The 16,864-nt window shown below is 37.9% G+C and carries 11 protein-coding genes; 10 read left to right on the forward strand and 1 reads right to left on the reverse strand.

Annotated elements, in window-relative coordinates; genetic code table 11:
• Positions 1-2: 2 nt before the first annotated feature.
• The 7 genes from thiS to ACFIKB_RS03920 all read left to right on the forward strand — a co-directional run bounded on the left by thiS (position 3) and on the right by ACFIKB_RS03920 (position 8,920).
• Positions 3-200 carry a sulfur carrier protein ThiS gene (gene thiS, locus ACFIKB_RS03890; protein ID WP_012754917.1) on the forward strand — a complete coding sequence of 66 codons (198 nt, stop codon included), beginning with the start codon at positions 3-5 and terminating at the stop codon, positions 198-200.
• Between the two features lie 4 nt (positions 201-204).
• The gene (locus tag ACFIKB_RS03895; RefSeq protein ID WP_012754916.1) at positions 205-978 is read left to right on the forward strand and encodes a thiazole synthase; all 774 of its coding nucleotides are present in this window, start codon (positions 205-207) and stop codon (positions 976-978) included.
• Entirely contained in the window at positions 975-1,580 is a 606-nt protein-coding gene (locus tag ACFIKB_RS03900) for a thiamine phosphate synthase (protein WP_375652873.1), read from the forward strand. The genes ACFIKB_RS03895 and ACFIKB_RS03900 overlap by 4 nt, the downstream gene beginning before the upstream one ends.
• Positions 1,571-2,329, forward strand: a complete 759-nt coding sequence (locus ACFIKB_RS03905) for a hydroxymethylpyrimidine/phosphomethylpyrimidine kinase (RefSeq protein WP_375652874.1) — start codon at positions 1,571-1,573, stop codon at positions 2,327-2,329. The genes ACFIKB_RS03900 and ACFIKB_RS03905 overlap by 10 nt, the downstream gene beginning before the upstream one ends.
• A gap of 456 nt (positions 2,330-2,785) precedes the next feature.
• Positions 2,786-3,616 carry a uracil-DNA glycosylase family protein gene (locus ACFIKB_RS03910; protein ID WP_375652875.1) on the forward strand — a complete coding sequence of 277 codons (831 nt, stop codon included), beginning with the start codon at positions 2,786-2,788 and terminating at the stop codon, positions 3,614-3,616.
• 69 nt (positions 3,617-3,685) lie between these two features.
• Positions 3,686-6,313, forward strand: a complete 2,628-nt coding sequence (pepN, locus tag ACFIKB_RS03915; protein WP_375644877.1) for an aminopeptidase N — start codon at positions 3,686-3,688, stop codon at positions 6,311-6,313.
• Positions 6,314-6,598: 285 nt separating this feature from the next.
• Positions 6,599-8,920 carry an ATP-binding protein gene (locus tag ACFIKB_RS03920; RefSeq protein ID WP_375644876.1) on the forward strand — a complete coding sequence of 774 codons (2,322 nt, stop codon included), beginning with the start codon at positions 6,599-6,601 and terminating at the stop codon, positions 8,918-8,920.
• Here the strand turns inward: ACFIKB_RS03920 and ACFIKB_RS03925 are convergent.
• Positions 8,917-9,441, reverse strand: a complete 525-nt coding sequence (locus ACFIKB_RS03925; RefSeq protein WP_273788414.1) for a methylated-DNA--[protein]-cysteine S-methyltransferase — start codon at positions 9,439-9,441, stop codon at positions 8,917-8,919. The genes ACFIKB_RS03920 and ACFIKB_RS03925 overlap by 4 nt on opposite strands.
• A gap of 816 nt (positions 9,442-10,257) precedes the next feature.
• On the opposite strand from ACFIKB_RS03925, the gene carB reads away from it, so the two are divergent.
• The 3 genes from carB to ACFIKB_RS03940 all read left to right on the forward strand — a co-directional run bounded on the left by carB (position 10,258) and on the right by ACFIKB_RS03940 (position 15,720).
• Complete coding sequence (carB, locus tag ACFIKB_RS03930; protein WP_375652877.1) at positions 10,258-13,743, forward strand: carbamoyl-phosphate synthase large subunit; 3,486 nt, start codon at positions 10,258-10,260, stop codon at positions 13,741-13,743.
• Positions 13,744-13,987: 244 nt separating this feature from the next.
• The gene (locus ACFIKB_RS03935; RefSeq protein WP_012754908.1) at positions 13,988-14,197 is read left to right on the forward strand and encodes a cold-shock protein; all 210 of its coding nucleotides are present in this window, start codon (positions 13,988-13,990) and stop codon (positions 14,195-14,197) included.
• A gap of 320 nt (positions 14,198-14,517) precedes the next feature.
• Positions 14,518-15,720, forward strand: a complete 1,203-nt coding sequence (locus tag ACFIKB_RS03940; RefSeq protein WP_375652878.1) for a pyridoxal phosphate-dependent aminotransferase — start codon at positions 14,518-14,520, stop codon at positions 15,718-15,720.
• Positions 15,721-16,864 lie beyond the last annotated feature (1,144 nt).

A 16,864-nucleotide genomic window follows, 5' to 3' on the forward strand; every position in this document is an offset into this window, starting at 1 on the left:
GCATGCAAATATTTGTTAATGGTGAAACAGTCCAAACAGAAGTTATGACTCTCGGTCTCTTACTTGAAGAATTGGGGTATGAAGGAAATTGGCTTGCAACCGCTGTTAACGCTGAAGTTGTTTCCATAGATGCACGAAGCCAATTTGTCTTGCATGAAGGAGATAAAATTGAAATTTTAAGCCCAATGCAAGGAGGCTAAAATTATGCTGAATCTTTATGGACGACAATTCTCTTCCCGTCTTCTATTAGGTACAGCGCAATATCCTTCACCAGCAATTCTTCGTGATGCTATTCATAAATCGAATACGGAAATTGTGACTGTTTCCTTGCGTCGTGAAACGGCAGGTGGAAAACAAGGTGGACAATTTTGGCAATTTCTTCAAGAACTTGGGGTAACAGTGCTTCCTAATACTGCTGGTTGTTATACTGTTAAAGAGGCCGTAACCACAGCGCAATTAGCAAGAGATCTCTTTAAAACAGCTTGGATTAAACTCGAAGTGATAGGAAACCCAGACACCTTACAGCCAAATATTTTTTCCTTAATCGAAGCAGCGCAAATTTTAAACAATGAAGGTTTCAAAATTTTTGCTTACACAACGGATGATCTCATTGTTGCTGAAAAACTTTTCGACATTGGTTGCCGTGTTATTATGCCTTGGTGTGCTCCTATTGGTTCTGCCAAAGGACCTCATAATACTGATGGATTGCGTTCTATCCGTGCTTACCTTCCTGACGCTACTCTTGTTATTGATGCCGGCATTGGACGCCCATCACATGCCGCCATTGCGATGGAACTCGGTTATGATGCAGTACTGCTTAATACCGCAGTTGCTAAAGCAGGTGATCCTGTCTTAATGGCTGAAGCATTTTCTAAAGCTGTTCAAGCAGGACGTATGGGATATAAAGCTGGCATGATCGAAGCACGCAATGTAGCAGTCCCTTCAACGCCAGTCATTGGAAAAGCAGTATTTTCATGAAACTGGATCCATTTTACCTCATCGTTGATAACGCTGATTGGATTGAACGTTTGCTCCCTCTTGGCATCAAGCTCGTACAATTGCGTATGAAACATGAAAATCAACAAATAATCCGTCAACATATCAAGCGCGCAAAAAACATATGCAATAAATTGGGAGCACAATTAATTATTAATGATCATTGGGAAATAGCAATTGATGAAAAGTGCAATTTTATTCATCTGGGACAAGAAGACCTAAGTAATGCTGATCTTCACGCAATTCGTAAAAGTGGTATAAAAGTTGGTCTTAGTACACATGATGAACATGAATTGGATATCGCACTCTCTGTTAATCCTGAGTATATTGCACTTGGTCCTATTTATCCGACAATCTTAAAAAAAATGAAATGGATGCCGCAAGGACTAGAAAAAATCAAACAATGGAGAAAGCGGATTGGTGCTTTACCTTTGGTGGGTATTGGTGGTTTAACACCAGAACGCGCAGTTGATGTTTTAAAAGCGGGAGCAAATAGTGCTGCTGTTGTGACTGATATTATCCTCCATAAAAAACCTGAAGAACGTGTCCAACAGTGGATAAAAGTGACACAAACATGGCGTTGATACCTTCCATTCTTATTGTTGCAGGCACGGATCCAACAGGAGGTGCCGGTATTGTTCGTGATATAGAAACCGCTGCACATTTTCAAATAAAAGCAAATTTGGCAATCACTTGTGTTAACGTACAAGATGATAATCGCGTTGCCGAAATCATTCCAATGCGTGAAAACCTCGTCGCTGCGCAAATGCGTGCTGCCCTAGAAGCAAATCCAATAAGCGCAATAAAAATCGGTATGATGGGTACAAAAGCAATTATAACAGCAATCTGTAACGTACTCAAAGACTATCCCCATGTTCCAGTTATTTTGGACCCCGTACTTGTCGCTTCATCAGGAGGAAAACTAACAACGGAAGCAATCATCGACACGATGATCGATAAACTGCTTTCTCATGTTACTCTTTTAACACCGAATAGAGAAGAACTTGCTCTTCTTAGCCAAAGTCCATTGGCATCTCATGATGAGCAAGCAATACAACAAGCAAAAAAACTTTTGTCATTGGGAGCTCGATCTATTTTAGTAAAAGGGGGACATGCAGAGGGTCCTCTTGCAATTGATAGCTTCATCGACAAAACTGAAGTCATAAATATTTCTACGCCACGTTTAAAAGGAACAATGCGAGGAACAGGTTGCATTCTCTCAAGCGCTATTGCTACGCATTTAGCATTAAATGAACCTCTCATTTCAGCTGTAAAAAAAGCAAAAGCATATATCCACACATTGCTTTTAACCCATTGTAAAAACAGTTTGTAAAGTCTTAATATTTTCTCATATAAAAGTAATATTTATATATCTCATTAATATATTTAATATTTTTAATAAAAATTATTAAAAAAAAAGATAAAAATATAATAATAAAAAATTTATACTTAATTATTACAAATAAAATACTACAAAAATCACTTTCATTAATTATTAAATATAGAATATAATGATCAAAAATGTTATCATACCACTTGCATTCAGTAGAGAATTCTTTTATTATAAAGAGCTTAGTCTGTTTAAAAATTTAAAATAGCGTAATTTAAACAAATTGTACATTTAAAGATGTATATAATCGCGAACACTCGCATTTTACGATTTGCCTTTTTTGTGAAAAGAGAGAATCCTATCAGCGTTCTTGTACATTAATGGCTAGCGAATACATTTATAAAACTTGAAGGATAATTTTGTTTGATCTATAGTTGCTAGATCATTAGAAAAAATAAAATGTTAAATCAAACGCCGTGCTCAATTTCCTATGAAGAACTCTTAAACTTTTATAAAGAAAGTGGTGCGGATGCTGTTCTGACAGATTTCCCCATTAATCGTTTTAAGCAGTCTGCTTGTTCAGAGAGAAAATTAATATCTGTCGTGAACATTTCTCATAATCAACAAACATCTCCCACCGTAAAATCAGATCATCGTCCGCTGCATAACTCTAGGGGGGCTATACAAAATGAACCCACAGCTATAGAAAGTGCAAACAATGCAAAAACACTTGATGAATTAAAATCTGCGCTCCTCGCATTTAATGGCTGTTCACTAAAATTGACAGCAAAAAATACCTGCTTTTCAGATGGAACAGCAGGAAGCCCCCTGATGCTTATAGGCGAAGCACCAGGACGAGAAGAGGATATACAAGGAATTCCTTTTGTGGGAAAAGCAGGGATGTTGCTTAATAAAATCCTCGCATCAATTGGCTTAACAAGAAATAATGTTTACATTGCCAACACTATTCCTTGGCGTCCACCAGGAAATCGTACACCAACACCAAGAGAAGTTGCCTTGTGCCGCCCTTTTATTGAACGGCACATTTATTTAGCGCGTCCTCGTGTACTTATAGCACTGGGAGGCATTGCTGCACAGTTTCTTACGGGATCTCAAAATGGGATTATCCGAACACGAGGGAAATGGCATATTTATGAAAGTGAGGATAATATAAAAATACCTGTTATGCCAACTTTCCACCCTGCCTACCTTCTCCGAACCCCTAGTCAAAAAAAACTTACATGGACAGACTTCTTAGAAGTAAAAAATCGCCTCGATAGCCTTTTGTAATTCTGTAATCTTCTTTGACTCTAAAATTAAACACCTTCTTTAACTCTTAAAATACGAATGGGAAAAACTATGGAACAGCCAACAACATCTATTTATCGTTTGGAAGACTACCAGCCAACCCCTTACGCTATCCCTAAAACACAACTTTCCTTCCAATTGGCACCAACAAAAACCTATGTTACAGCCATATTGTCTATTGAACCCCGTCACAATACAAAAGAATTAACACCTCTTGTTCTTTCTGGTGATGATCTTACTTTAATTTCCGTTTCTATCAATGGTGAGACGTTAGCCCCAAACACTTATAAAGTGACGCCTTCACGTTTAGAAATTACAAACCCACCAGCGGCTCCTTTTACATTGAAATTGGTTACGGAACTGAATCCTGAAAGCAACCGCCAACTTATGGGCCTTTATCTTTCAAATGGTGTTTATTGCACACAATGCGAATCGGAAGGCTTTCGTCGTATTACTTATTTTTACGACCGCCCAGATGTTCTTTCTACCTATAGAGTGAAAATTGAAGCAGATTCCCAAACAATCCCAATCTTGCTTTCAAATGGTAATCTAGTGGAAACAGGAACTTTAGAGAATAATCGCCATTTTGCCATTTGGGAAGATCCTTATCCCAAACCATCTTATCTCTTTGCTTTAGTAGGTGGAGATCTTGATAAGTTAGAAGATCATTTTACAACTGTATCTGGACGACGTATCGAGCTTGGTATCTATGTGGAAAAAGGAAAAACCAAACGCGCAACCTATGCAATGGATGCTCTTAAACGTTCCATGCGTTGGGATGAACAATGTTTTGGGCGCGAATATGATCTTGATGTTTTCAATATTGTTGCTGTGTCCGACTTTAACATGGGAGCAATGGAAAACAAGGGACTTAACATTTTTAATGATAAATATGTTCTCGCAGATCCTGAAACAGCAACCGATCAGGATTATAGAAATGTTGAACGTGTCATTGCACATGAATATTTCCATAATTGGAGTGGTAATCGTATTACCTGTCGCGATTGGTTTCAACTCTGTTTAAAAGAAGGATTCACTGTTTATCGTGATCAGGAATTTTCATCAGATCAAAATGTACGCAGCCTACAGCGAATTGAAAATATAAAAACATTAAAAGCTACTCAATTTGCCGAAGACGCTGGTCCCCTCGCTCATCCTGTACGTCCTCGTCAATATAGCCAAATTAACAATTTTTACACCACAACTGTTTATGAAAAAGGTGCTGAGGTTGTTCGCATGATACGGACTATTTTAGGACCCTCTCTGTTTCGTAAAGGTACTGATCTTTATTTTCAACGTCATGATGGACAAGCTTGTACAATTGAAGATTTTATCACCTGTTTTGCTGAAGTATCTGGTCAAGACTTTTCCCAATTCATGTTGTGGTATGAACAAGCTGGAACACCAAATGTAGAAATCGATAGTCATTATAGCGATGGTGTTTTAACAATTCATGCAAAGCAACATATTCCGGCAACCCCACAACAAAATACAAAAAAGCCCATGCTTATCCCTATATTATTTGGCTTGTTAGGACATAATGGAGAAAACCTCACCTATGAAGCGGATACAGATATTCAATCAAACGTTATGCTTTTATCCAAGGAAAACCAAACGTTTACATTAAAGGGTCTGCGTGAAAAACCTGTTTTATCACTGCTTAGAGACTTCTCTGCGCCAATCAATCTACAAACTCCATTCAATGAAAGCGAACTTATTTTTCTTGCACAACATGATGACAATCACATCAATCGCTGGCAATCTCTTAATCATTTAATGACGCAAGCTTTGATTCAAAGCATTCAAGATGAAACAAAAGCAAAAGAGGGGATGCCCTCTGCTTTGATAAAATTGATTGAAGCTATCATTACAGATGAAAGTCTTGAACCTGAGTTTCGTGCATTTTGTTTAAGTTTACCGAGCGAAGTTGAACTTGCCCATACACTTGGTAAAAATGTTGACCCAGAGCGTATTCATCATGTGCGCAATCAGTTTTTAGCTTCGCTCGCACATACACATCAAGGGCTCTTCACAAAATTTTATGGGCAAATGCAAACCAAAGAGCCCTATTCATCAAACACTGTACAAGCTGGAAAGCGAGCATTAAAGAATATAATACTGGATTATCTTTCCATTACTGAGGCCAATCCAAATCGTGCTGCCGCACAATATGCAACAGCTGATAATATGACTGACCGTATGGCTAGTATCGCTGTTCTCGTGAAGCGTTTTAAAGAAAGTGAGCAGGCGCAAAATGCCTTAAATGATTTTGAAAACCGCTATCACCATGATCCTTTGGTCATGGATAAATGGTTCTCCATTCAAGCAATGGTTGCAGGGGCATCAACGCTCGAGAATGTTCAAAAGCTCATGCAACACCCGCTATTTTCAAAAGACAATCCCAATCGTGTGCGTTCCCTAATCGGTGTCTTTTCCTCTAACAATCTCACGGGCTTTAACAGGATGGATGGAGCATCTTATCATTTTCTTTGCCAAATCATTTTGGAAATTGACAAAAAAAATCCACAGCTCGCTTCACGATTATTAACGACGATGCGCTCTTGGCGACAATTAGAACCCATTCGACAACAAAAACTTGAAACTGAATTAAAAACAATTGCTGCTGCGCCAAAATTATCAAGCGATGTCGCTGATATTATCAACCGTCTGCTCACTTGAAACGAAAAATTATTTTAAATCAATATTCTATAATATTTTTTAAATAAATTCTACAGACTATTCGATCATCATTAAATCTATAAACAGGCAATCTAAGCCTGTTTATAGATCATGTTTAAAGTGCCTTTTCCTTTTCATATTCCAAGTTCATAGAAGTAAAATTATTTTTTTTAAAAAAAAGACTGGACAGAAGACTCCTGTTTTGATTCATTGCACTCGATGGGGTTACTATGAATATCGAAGCAGTTTTTAAATCACATTATTCCATAATTAAAGGAACTGGAAATGGCTAAATTGGACGCATATCATGCGCCAACGGAGGTGTATACTGATTCAAAATCGAGCGCTCCAAGTCATAAAGCGCAGAAAAAACGTATTCATCTGCTTTCTGGCTCCGCCTATCAAAAGCTTCTCTTTATTGAACCTTGGTTGCGTCGCTCACTTCCGTTTGTTATTTTAGCATTTCTTATTGTACTTGCATCAATTCGTTTTATATCACTCTATGATTGGCGTAACACGATTGATAAGAACACGCGTTCTACCATCACTCTCTTAGCTTCTCATATTACCAATACAATTAATCATGACTTACTGGCTGTTTCTCAGAAAGGAAAAGTCTCTGCCCTTTCTCATAGTCATTTGCAAAATATCCTCACCACTTTTCGTAATCAAGATCTTATTAATCCTAGCACTCTGATCGCCATTATTGATCAAAAAGGAAATGTCTTAGCTTCATCCAGTTCAGAGATTTCTTTAGGAAAACCTTTGCAAGATTTTATCTCTGACAGCATTGCTTTACAATCTCTTGGACAGCACGTTGGAATTATGAAAATCACAATAGGAAAAGATGCCCCTGCTCTTGCTTCATTTCAGCAAACAGAAAATGGGCAATATGGCGTATTCATTAGCGAAAAAATGCAAGATAGCGCCATGGAATGGCGGAAAATTCTCTCGTTAAATATAACCCTGTTCATTGGAACTAGTGGCGTTATCCTCGCTCTTCTTTATGCTTATTACAACCAAATTGTACGAGCACGCAAAACGGATCTTGTCTCAGAAAAAATTCAAAACCGTATTGATATGGCAATGATGCGTGGACGCTGTGGACTATGGGATTGGAATATGGCAAGTGGACGCGTCTACTGGTCACGAGCAATGTATGAAATGCTGGGCTATGTCCCTCAAGATGCATTGCTCTCAATTTCCCAAATTAGCGCCATTATCAATCCAAATGATGCGAATTTTTTTGATCTTGCTCAGGAATTAATGAGCGGTAAAAAAAGGCATATCGATATTAACGTTCCCATGCGTCATGCCGATGGCCATTATGTCTGGATGCGCATTCGTGCTGAAGTTACTGAAGAAGAAGAACCCCATTTGGTTGGTATTTCCTTCGATATTAGTGAACAGCAACAATTGGCTGAACAAACAGCGCAAGCCGACCTTCGTATCCGTGATGCAATTGAAAACATTTCAGAATCTTTCGTCTTGTGGGATTCAGAAGGACGTTTAGTCATGTCCAACAGCAAATTTTGCGAATATGCTGCTATTCCTAAACAAATTCTACAATCCGGTATCCAACGTGCAACCGTCGAAGCCATGGCACGCCCTGCACTCAGTGAATATCCCCTTAAAGATGATGGTACTGGTAACTTAACCAGTATTCGCCAAACGGCAGATGGTTGTTGGCTCAAAATTAACGAACGGCGAACCCAAGACGGAGGATTGGTTTGTATTGGTACTGACATTTCTGAGCTTAAACAACAACAGGAAAAATTTGAAGACAGTGAAAGGCGTCTTTTTTCTTTTATTCAAGAACTCAAACGTGCTCGAGGAAGTGCTCAACAACGTGCCTCAGAAGTTGAAAAACTTAATAAAAGTCTCAAGGCAGAAAAAGAGCGTGCTGAAAGTGCTAACAAAGCTAAATCAGAGTTTTTGGCTAATATGTCCCATGAATTGCGCACTCCACTTAACGCCATTCTCGGCTTTTCAGATATCATGTTGCAATCGACTTTTGGACCTCTTGGCTCACAACGCTATAAGGAATATATGCATGATATTTACAATTCGGGAACCCATCTTCTAACCCTTATCAATGACATCCTTGATATGTCAAAAATTGAAGCTGGAAGATTTTCGCTTGATTGTAAAAATACCGATCTTGAGCCCATCATTAGTGAAGCAGTACGGACACTAACGCCTCAAGCTCAAGAAAAAAATATTGTTGTTACAACAAACATTACCCCAGAACTTCATGCTGAAGTTGATGGTCGTGCTATGAAACAGATTTTCCTTAATCTCATCTCTAATGCCGTTAAATTTACGCCTTCTGGCGGAAATATTGATGTCTGTGCTTTCAAGAAAAAAAACAACCTTATTTTTAAAATTACAGATACAGGTGTTGGCATTCCCCAATCAGCAATTAAAAAACTTGGGCAACCTTTTGAACAAGTTGAAAATCAGCTTACTAAATCTCACACGGGCTCAGGTCTTGGCTTAGCCATTTCACGCTCCTTGCTAGAACTCCACAAAGGAAAACTTGAAATTACCTCAAAAGAAATGAAAGGGACAACTGTAACGATTATAATGCCCATCACACAAAATTAAATTCCTCCATTTTGTTCTCGTTGTAGCAAAATCTGTTTCCGTTTGGATCCCCAACGATACCCTGAAATAAAACCATTTTTACGCACAACACGATGACACGGAATGATAACAGCCAATTCGTTACGTGCACACGCATTAGCAACGGCACGAAAAGCGTTCGGTATACCAATACGGCATGCTAAGACTTCATATGAAATTGTTTCACCACATGGTATATCACATAATACTGCCCATACTTGTCGTTGAAAAACTGTACCATTTATATCTAAGGGAAAATTATATTTTTTGACCAACTTAGGTGTTTCTATCATAGCTATAATATGAGCAACTTCTCTCTTAAATGTATTGTCACCTACAACTTGTTGTGCATTGCCAAATCGTATCGTAAACTCCTGTAATAATTGTTCTATAGTATCTCCTAACGCTATATAACAAATCCCTTTTTGAGACCTAGCCACCAAAAGCTTTCCTATTGATACATCTTTCAGACAGAATATTCTCGTTTGGGAAATGTTCAGCATTTTAGCCTTCTTTATATTTTTAAATATTTTTGAACATCATCCATAAAGTAAAGAGAGAGTATTCACTATCTTTTAACAGCAAACAAAATCATTCTGAAATTATCTCCTTAGCCATTGTATTAAAATACACTCTCACCCTTTTATGAAATGGAAATATACATCAATTGACTTTCTTCCTACCCTAAAACGGAAAGTTCGACCAGAACCGATCTATCAACAATCTTGCTTTTTATCTAACAGATTCCAACTAAGACCATTTCATATGGTTTATTTCACAAGCTCTCTAAAAACAAATCCCGCCCTGAATTCTATCATATACTCTAACAAAAAACACCTTAATGTAGTAAATTTTCATACCTTATATCACAGCTCTAAACGGCAGTATTTTACGGAACAACAAGATAAACTTCCCATTTCATTTTACGAAATCCCATCGAACCATCAATAGTGGCTTATGTTGTACAAGCAACAGAAAAAGTGCGCTCCCTCTTTAGGAAAACAACGTCATAAAACACAAAATGTGCCGGCAATGGATTGAAAAGATGTTCCGGCTTTTATTCTCCACAGTATGCTTAAATATTCTAATTTGTTGGAGTACTACTATTATTTTTTTATCAAAGATCATACTTTTGATATACTGACGAGATGACTCAGCTCAAAAAAGAAATTTATCTTCAATTTTATGAAAAAAAGCATGGAAAAGGTATTTTAGTGCTTACTTTCTTTGTCACTTAACTTATAAAATGACTGTAGCCTCAGAACTGAAATATTTTACCCGCAACAATCGCGCACAGATATTTGTCATAGGAAAAAGCCATGCCCAAACGCACAGATATAAAATCTATTCTTATCATCGGAGCAGGACCTATTATCATTGGTCAGGCATGTGAATTTGATTATTCAGGCACACAAGCCTGTAAAGCATTAAAAGAAGAAGGTTATCGAATTATTTTGGTAAATTCTAATCCTGCCACGATTATGACAGATCCAGATCTAGCTGATGCAACTTATATAGAGCCCATTACTCCTGAAATAGTTGCCAAAATTATTGCCCACGAACGTCCCGATGCCCTTTTGCCCACTATGGGAGGACAAACAGCCCTCAACACTGCTTTATCATTAAAGCGTATGGGTATTTTAGACCGCTATCATGTTGAAATGATAGGGGCCAATGCTGATGCTATTGATAAAGCTGAAGATCGTGCTTTATTCCGCCAAGCGATGGCAAAAATCGGTTTGGAAACGCCACGCTCTATGTTAGCCAATGCAACAGAACTAAAAGAAGAAAATCGCCGACAGCACGCAAAAACGCGTGCTGAACTTAAAGCAAAACTTTCTGGTGCTGCACTTGACAAAGCACTCGAAGAACTTGAGCGCAACTGGCGACATACCGAAACTGATCGCAAACAACATTATATCGCCCATGCAACAGCAAAAGCAGTTCAAGCTCTTGATGTTGTTGGACTTCCAGCTATTATTCGTCCTTCATTTACCCTTGGTGGAACCGGTGGTGGAATCGCTTACAATCGTTCTGAATTTTATGAAATTATCGAACGCGGTCTTGAAGCTTCGCCTACAACTGAAGTTTTAATTGAAGAAAGTGTTTTAGGGTGGAAAGAATATGAGATGGAAGTTGTTCGTGATAAGAACGACAACTGTATCATTGTTTGTTCTATTGAAAACATTGATCCAATGGGGATTCATACCGGTGATTCGATCACTGTAGCGCCTGCTCTCACCTTAACAGATAAAGAATATCAATGTATGCGTAATGCTTCGATTGCTGTTTTGCGTGAAATTGGTGTTGAAACGGGGGGATCCAATGTACAGTTTGCTGTCAATCCTGAAAATGGGCGCCTCATTGTTATTGAAATGAATCCACGTGTTTCTCGCTCTTCAGCGCTTGCCTCAAAAGCAACGGGGTTTCCCATTGCCAAAGTAGCCGCTAAACTGGCTATTGGTTATACTCTTGATGAATTAAAAAATGATATAACGGGTGGTGCAACACCAGCATCATTTGAACCTTCTATTGACTATATTGTGACAAAAATTCCTCGTTTTGCTTTCGAAAAATTTCCCGGTTCATCACCTGTCCTCACAACTGCGATGAAATCTGTAGGAGAAGTCATGGCAATTGGACGCACTTTTCAAGAATCGTTACAAAAAGCACTCCGTGGACTTGAAACAGGACTTACGGGTCTTGATGAAATTGTTATTCCAGAGCATGCTGAAGGTGATGAAAAAAGTTCTATACGCTCCGCCATTGCAATACCAAGCCCTGATCGTCTACGCTATATTGCTCAAGCCATGCGCACAGGCTTACCCTTAGATGAGATTCACCAAATTAGCAAAATTGATCCGTGGTTTTTAGAACAAATAGCCTCCATCATTGAAATGGAGCAGCGTATCCGCGTTCATGGATTACCCCAAGACGCAGATAACTTACGCATGTTAAAAGCTATGGGATTTTCAGATGCGCGATTAGCCTCCCTTACTGGAAAAGAACCCGATGATATCGCAGCTTTACGCAAATCACTGAATGTTAGACACGTCTTCAAACGGATTGACACTTGTGCTGCTGAATTTTCTTCTCCTACAGCCTATATGTATTCAACATATGAAGTTCCCTTTGCAGGTATAGAGCACTCGGAAGCACACATTTCTGAACGCAAAAAAATTGCTATTTTAGGCGGTGGACCAAACCGCATTGGGCAAGGTATTGAATTTGATTACTGTTGCTGCCACGCTGCTTTTGCACTGCGTGATGCAGGCTTTGAAGCGATTATGATTAACTGTAATCCTGAAACAGTTTCAACCGACTATGATACCTCTGATCGCCTTTACTTTGAATCTTTAACAACAGAAGATGTTATCGCTATTTTAGAAGCAGAACAGGAAAAAGGAGATTTGGTTGGAGTCATCGTCCAATTTGGCGGACAAACACCCTTGAAATTGGCAAGCGCTCTAGAAAAACACAACATTCCCATCTTGGGTACTTCACCTGACGCTATCGACTTAGCAGAAGATAGAGATCGCTTTCAAAAACTGTTATTTAAACTTAACTTAACACAACCTCAAAATGGTATTGCTCACTCCATCGAACAAGCACGCCTCATTGCCCACGAACTAGGCTTCCCATTGGTTGTACGTCCCTCTTATGTTTTAGGAGGACGTGCTATGCAAATTATCCGTGATGAACGTAGCTTACAAAATTATTTACTTGAGAGTGTCCCAGAATTAATTTCAGAAGATATCAAAGTCCGTTATCCTAACGACACAACAGGACAAATCAATATATTGCTTGGTAAAAATCCGCTTCTCTTTGATACCTATTTAACAGAAGCAATTGAAGTAGACGTTGATTGTCTATGTGATGGCAACGAAACACTGATTGTTGGTATTATGGAACACATTGAAGAAGCTGGTATCCACTCTGGTGATTCAGCATGTTCTTTACCAGTCCGTACGCTCTCAAATAAAATAGTTACTGAATTAGAGCGCCAAACCAAAGCATTAGCACAAGCACTTCATGTTCGCGGCTTAATGAATGTACAATATGCTATAAAAGATGACACCATTTATGTCTTAGAAGTCAATCCCCGTGCTTCACGTACTGTCCCATTTGTTGCAAAAACGATTGGTCGCCCTATTGCTAAAATGGCTGCACGTATTATGGCAGGAGAAACACTTCATGATGCTCTTCAAGCTTATGGTGGATTACCTTCCTTGCAGAAAAAACAACATATTGCCGTCAAGGAAGCAGTGTTTCCTTTTGCTCGTTTTTCAGGTGTTGATACACTTCTTGGTCCAGAAATGCGCTCAACCGGTGAAGTTATGGGACTTGACTATGAATTTTCGCTTGCTTTTGCTAAAGCACAACTTGGAGCTGGTGTAAAACTCCCTAAAGAGGGAACTTTGTTCGTTTCTGTAAGAGATGAAGATAAAAAACGCATCTTAAATCCTGTAAAACGTTTAACTGAGCTTGGCTTTTCTGTTGTTGCCACAAGTGGAACACATAAATTTCTTACCGAACACCACGTTGAAGCAACAAAAATCAACAAAGTCCTAGAAGGGCATCCTCATATTGAAGATTCCATTCGTAATCGCCAAATTCAATTGATTTTTAATACAACTAGCACTGCCAGTGCCATCTCAGACTCAAAATCATTACGTTATGCAGCACTCATGCAAAATGTTCCCTATTATACAACAATAGCTGGAGCCGAAGCCGTCGTAGAAGCGATCAAAGCACTCAAAAAAAGGCGCCTTGAAGTACGTTCACTACAAAGTTATTTCAGTTGAATTTTTTCTACTCAGCAAAAGGTACACTGCTTTCTTATTTTTTTTATATAAAAATTGATTAAGACTTGCTTTTTGTTCTAAAGACTTTTATAGAGGTTTCATCGAATTTTCGGTTACGTGACTTTCTTTCCTGTGCGATCTGCACTTTTGACGAAACTTCTCCCACCTAATTTCGATCTACAACCGTATTGAAGGAATGAAAGCTTCAATACTCAATATAATTATATATTCTAAGGAGTTTCCTATGTCTACAGGAACAGTTAAGTGGTTTAATACAACAAAAGGTTTCGGATTCATTCAGCCTAGTGATGGTAGTGCAGATGTATTTGTACACATTTCTGCCGTTGAGCGTTCTGGTCTAAACAGTCTTAATGAAGGGCAAAAAATTTCTTATGATGTTCTTCAAGATCGTCGTTCAGGAAAATTTGCCGCTGGCAACCTTGCTGCCCTTTAAAGTTTAAATTCTGCAGTATTTTATTTAAAAATCTTCGTCTGTAACGACGAAGATTTTTTATTTTGTATAAAGCATCATTTTACCTTGTTAAAATAAAAGACTGCTTACCTCCTTTGCACAATTTATCAAACCTCCCTTATACTTCCTCTAAAACTTTCATAAAATCTAAGAAGAAATTATCTTGTAAAAATCTCAAAAAAGAAGAATGTAAAGCCCGTGTAAGAGTATTTTGGAAGTTTTTTATTGCATACAATATAATCTCTTATAGAATATCCTTAAAGCAATAACTATTTGTTGATATAATATAAGGATTTAAAATTATGGCTTTTATTGCCGACAAACTGTCTCGTATCAAACCTTCTGCAACAATTGCTGCTTCCCAAAAAGCCCGTCATTTAAAAACATTAGGGCGCAACGTTATTGCTTTAAGCGCTGGAGAGCCAGACTTTGATACCCCAGACAACATCAAAAACGCGGCCATTGAAGCTATTCGAAGAGGAGAAACAAAATACCCTCCCATATCTGGAATTCCAGAATTGCGCCAAGCAATTTCTGCAAAGTTTAAAAGGGAAAATAATCTCAATTATGAACCAGAGCAAATTATTGTTGGTACCGGTGGAAAACAAATTCTCTTTAATGCATTGATGGCAACTTTGAATAAAGGGGATGAAGTCATCATTCCATCTCCTTATTGGGTAAGTTATCCAGAAATGGTTGCACTCAACGATGGTACGCCTGTCTTTTTAGAAACAAAAGCCGAATTTTCTTATAAACTCCAACCACAAGAGCTAGAAGCTGCCATTACCCCCAAAACCAAATGGTTCATCTTTAACTCTCCTTCAAATCCATCAGGTGCCGCTTATACACATAATGAATTGAAAAAACTCACAGATGTTTTAGTAAAATATCCTCATGTTTATATTCTTTCCGATGATATATATGAACATCTCACATATGAGGGTTTTACCTTTGTTACTCCAGCTCAAGTAGAACCAGCGCTTTATGAGCGTACACTCACAATGAATGGTGTTTCCAAAGCATATGCGATGACGGGATGGAGAATCGGCTATGCAGGGGGACCACAAGAATTAATTAAAGCTATGGATACCATTCAAGGTCAGCAAACATCTGGAACAAGTGTCATTTCACAATGGGCTGCTGTTGAAGCACTCAATGGGCCACAAGACTTTATCGCTAAAAATAAAAGTATTTTTCAAGCACGCCGTGATCTCGTTGTTTCCATGCTAAACCAAGCTCCTGGCATTCACTGTCCAACGCCCGAAGGTGCTTTTTATGTTTATCCCTCTTGCACAGGACTTATTGGAAAGAAAACACCCAACGGTCAATGTATTACGAATGATGAAGACTTTGCCATAGCGCTTCTAGAAACAGAAGCTGTTGCTGTCGTCCAAGGATCTGCTTTTGGACTTGGATCAGCTTTTCGTATTTCTTATGCAACATCAGAAGAATTACTTGAAGAAGCTTGTATACGTATACAGCGCTTTTGCAACAGTTTAGTTTAAAATTTTTAATATCATCTCTTGTGATCGTTTTTTTTTGCCGAATGTCAGTATATCCGAGAAAATATCGGAAACTGTATCATGGTCTGAATCAATCGATTCAGTAAAAATATCCATGAATAAACACAACAATAGAGGCTGTAGATAAAGATCAAAAAAATCTAGCGATCAAATAAATGAATCGGTTTATTATCATGAGATGATAAAAAAACTATTCTGCTTTCTCTATTCAATTTATAACTCTAAAAAAGATCGAGCGCTTTTAAACCCAATTGCCCTTACAATCAAATCTTTTCTATTTCTCGGCTTCTTCTTCGTCCTAAAATGAAGAAGAAGCCACTTCCCGTCGTTATGTAAACAATCCAGTTTCCTTTAAGTTCTATCTAATAACGACTTGATTTACTTCATAGGCTTTATGAACAAGACCTGCCTTAAATATTCACCTCTCACTCTAATAAAAAGCACCTCAATGTATAAAGTTTTAAATATTTTATATCACGCCCCTAAAAGACAGACTTTTATGCTACAACAGAATAAATCTCTCTCAAACTCCTTATTGAATTTTAGTATTCTTAAAAAATTGTTGGATATCCACAAGTTTCGAAATTTTTTCCTTATCATCCTCCCATATATTGCAATTTCTAGGAGCTCTTTCAAAAATAAAAAAAAGCCGGACATACGTCCGGCAAATTTGGAAAATCCTCAGAGATAAAATCAATCTGATAGATCTTCGTAAGGGAACACTCAAGAAAATGCACTGGGAGGCAACATAATCAAGAGATAGCATTCTATGTCATTTTATAAGAAAAAGTACAATAAAGACTTAAGCGTATCTGCTATGCAATAAACACATAGCTTTAAATTTGTCTCCATCATGTACCACTCTTTTTAATTAAATATAAAAATGTAAGCTACACCATCACACGATTGTCCAGTTTTCAATATATAATACCCCTCACATTTGCTAGCATTCATAAAAAACATTTATCCCTTTTTTCAAAAGTATTTTTCCACACGGACTCCATCCACTTTTAATGTGCAACGAATAGTTTTAATTGATTCAATATGGGCAAATTTAAAACGAAAGAATATTAGGGGATTCTCAAATTGTAAAACAGTTAATTATTCCTTATAAATTAAGGCATTA

Source organism: Bartonella sp. MR110HLJHH, from assembly GCF_042194225.1.
Lineage (GTDB): Bacteria > Pseudomonadota > Alphaproteobacteria > Rhizobiales > Rhizobiaceae > Bartonella > Bartonella grahamii.

Coding starts and splice junctions, on each gene's coding strand:
- thiS (WP_012754917.1), top strand. CDS start 3: ATGCAAATATTTGTTAATGGTGAAACAGTCCAAACAGAAGTTATGACT.
- ACFIKB_RS03895 (WP_012754916.1), top strand. CDS start 205: ATGCTGAATCTTTATGGACGACAATTCTCTTCCCGTCTTCTATTAGGT.
- ACFIKB_RS03900 (WP_375652873.1), top strand. CDS start 975: ATGAAACTGGATCCATTTTACCTCATCGTTGATAACGCTGATTGGATT.
- ACFIKB_RS03905 (WP_375652874.1), top strand. CDS start 1,571: ATGGCGTTGATACCTTCCATTCTTATTGTTGCAGGCACGGATCCAACA.
- ACFIKB_RS03910 (WP_375652875.1), top strand. CDS start 2,786: ATGTTAAATCAAACGCCGTGCTCAATTTCCTATGAAGAACTCTTAAAC.
- pepN (WP_375644877.1), top strand. CDS start 3,686: ATGGAACAGCCAACAACATCTATTTATCGTTTGGAAGACTACCAGCCA.
- ACFIKB_RS03920 (WP_375644876.1), top strand. CDS start 6,599: ATGGCTAAATTGGACGCATATCATGCGCCAACGGAGGTGTATACTGAT.
- ACFIKB_RS03925 (WP_273788414.1), bottom strand. CDS start 9,441: ATGCTGAACATTTCCCAAACGAGAATATTCTGTCTGAAAGATGTATCA.
- carB (WP_375652877.1), top strand. CDS start 10,258: ATGCCCAAACGCACAGATATAAAATCTATTCTTATCATCGGAGCAGGA.
- ACFIKB_RS03935 (WP_012754908.1), top strand. CDS start 13,988: ATGTCTACAGGAACAGTTAAGTGGTTTAATACAACAAAAGGTTTCGGA.
- ACFIKB_RS03940 (WP_375652878.1), top strand. CDS start 14,518: ATGGCTTTTATTGCCGACAAACTGTCTCGTATCAAACCTTCTGCAACA.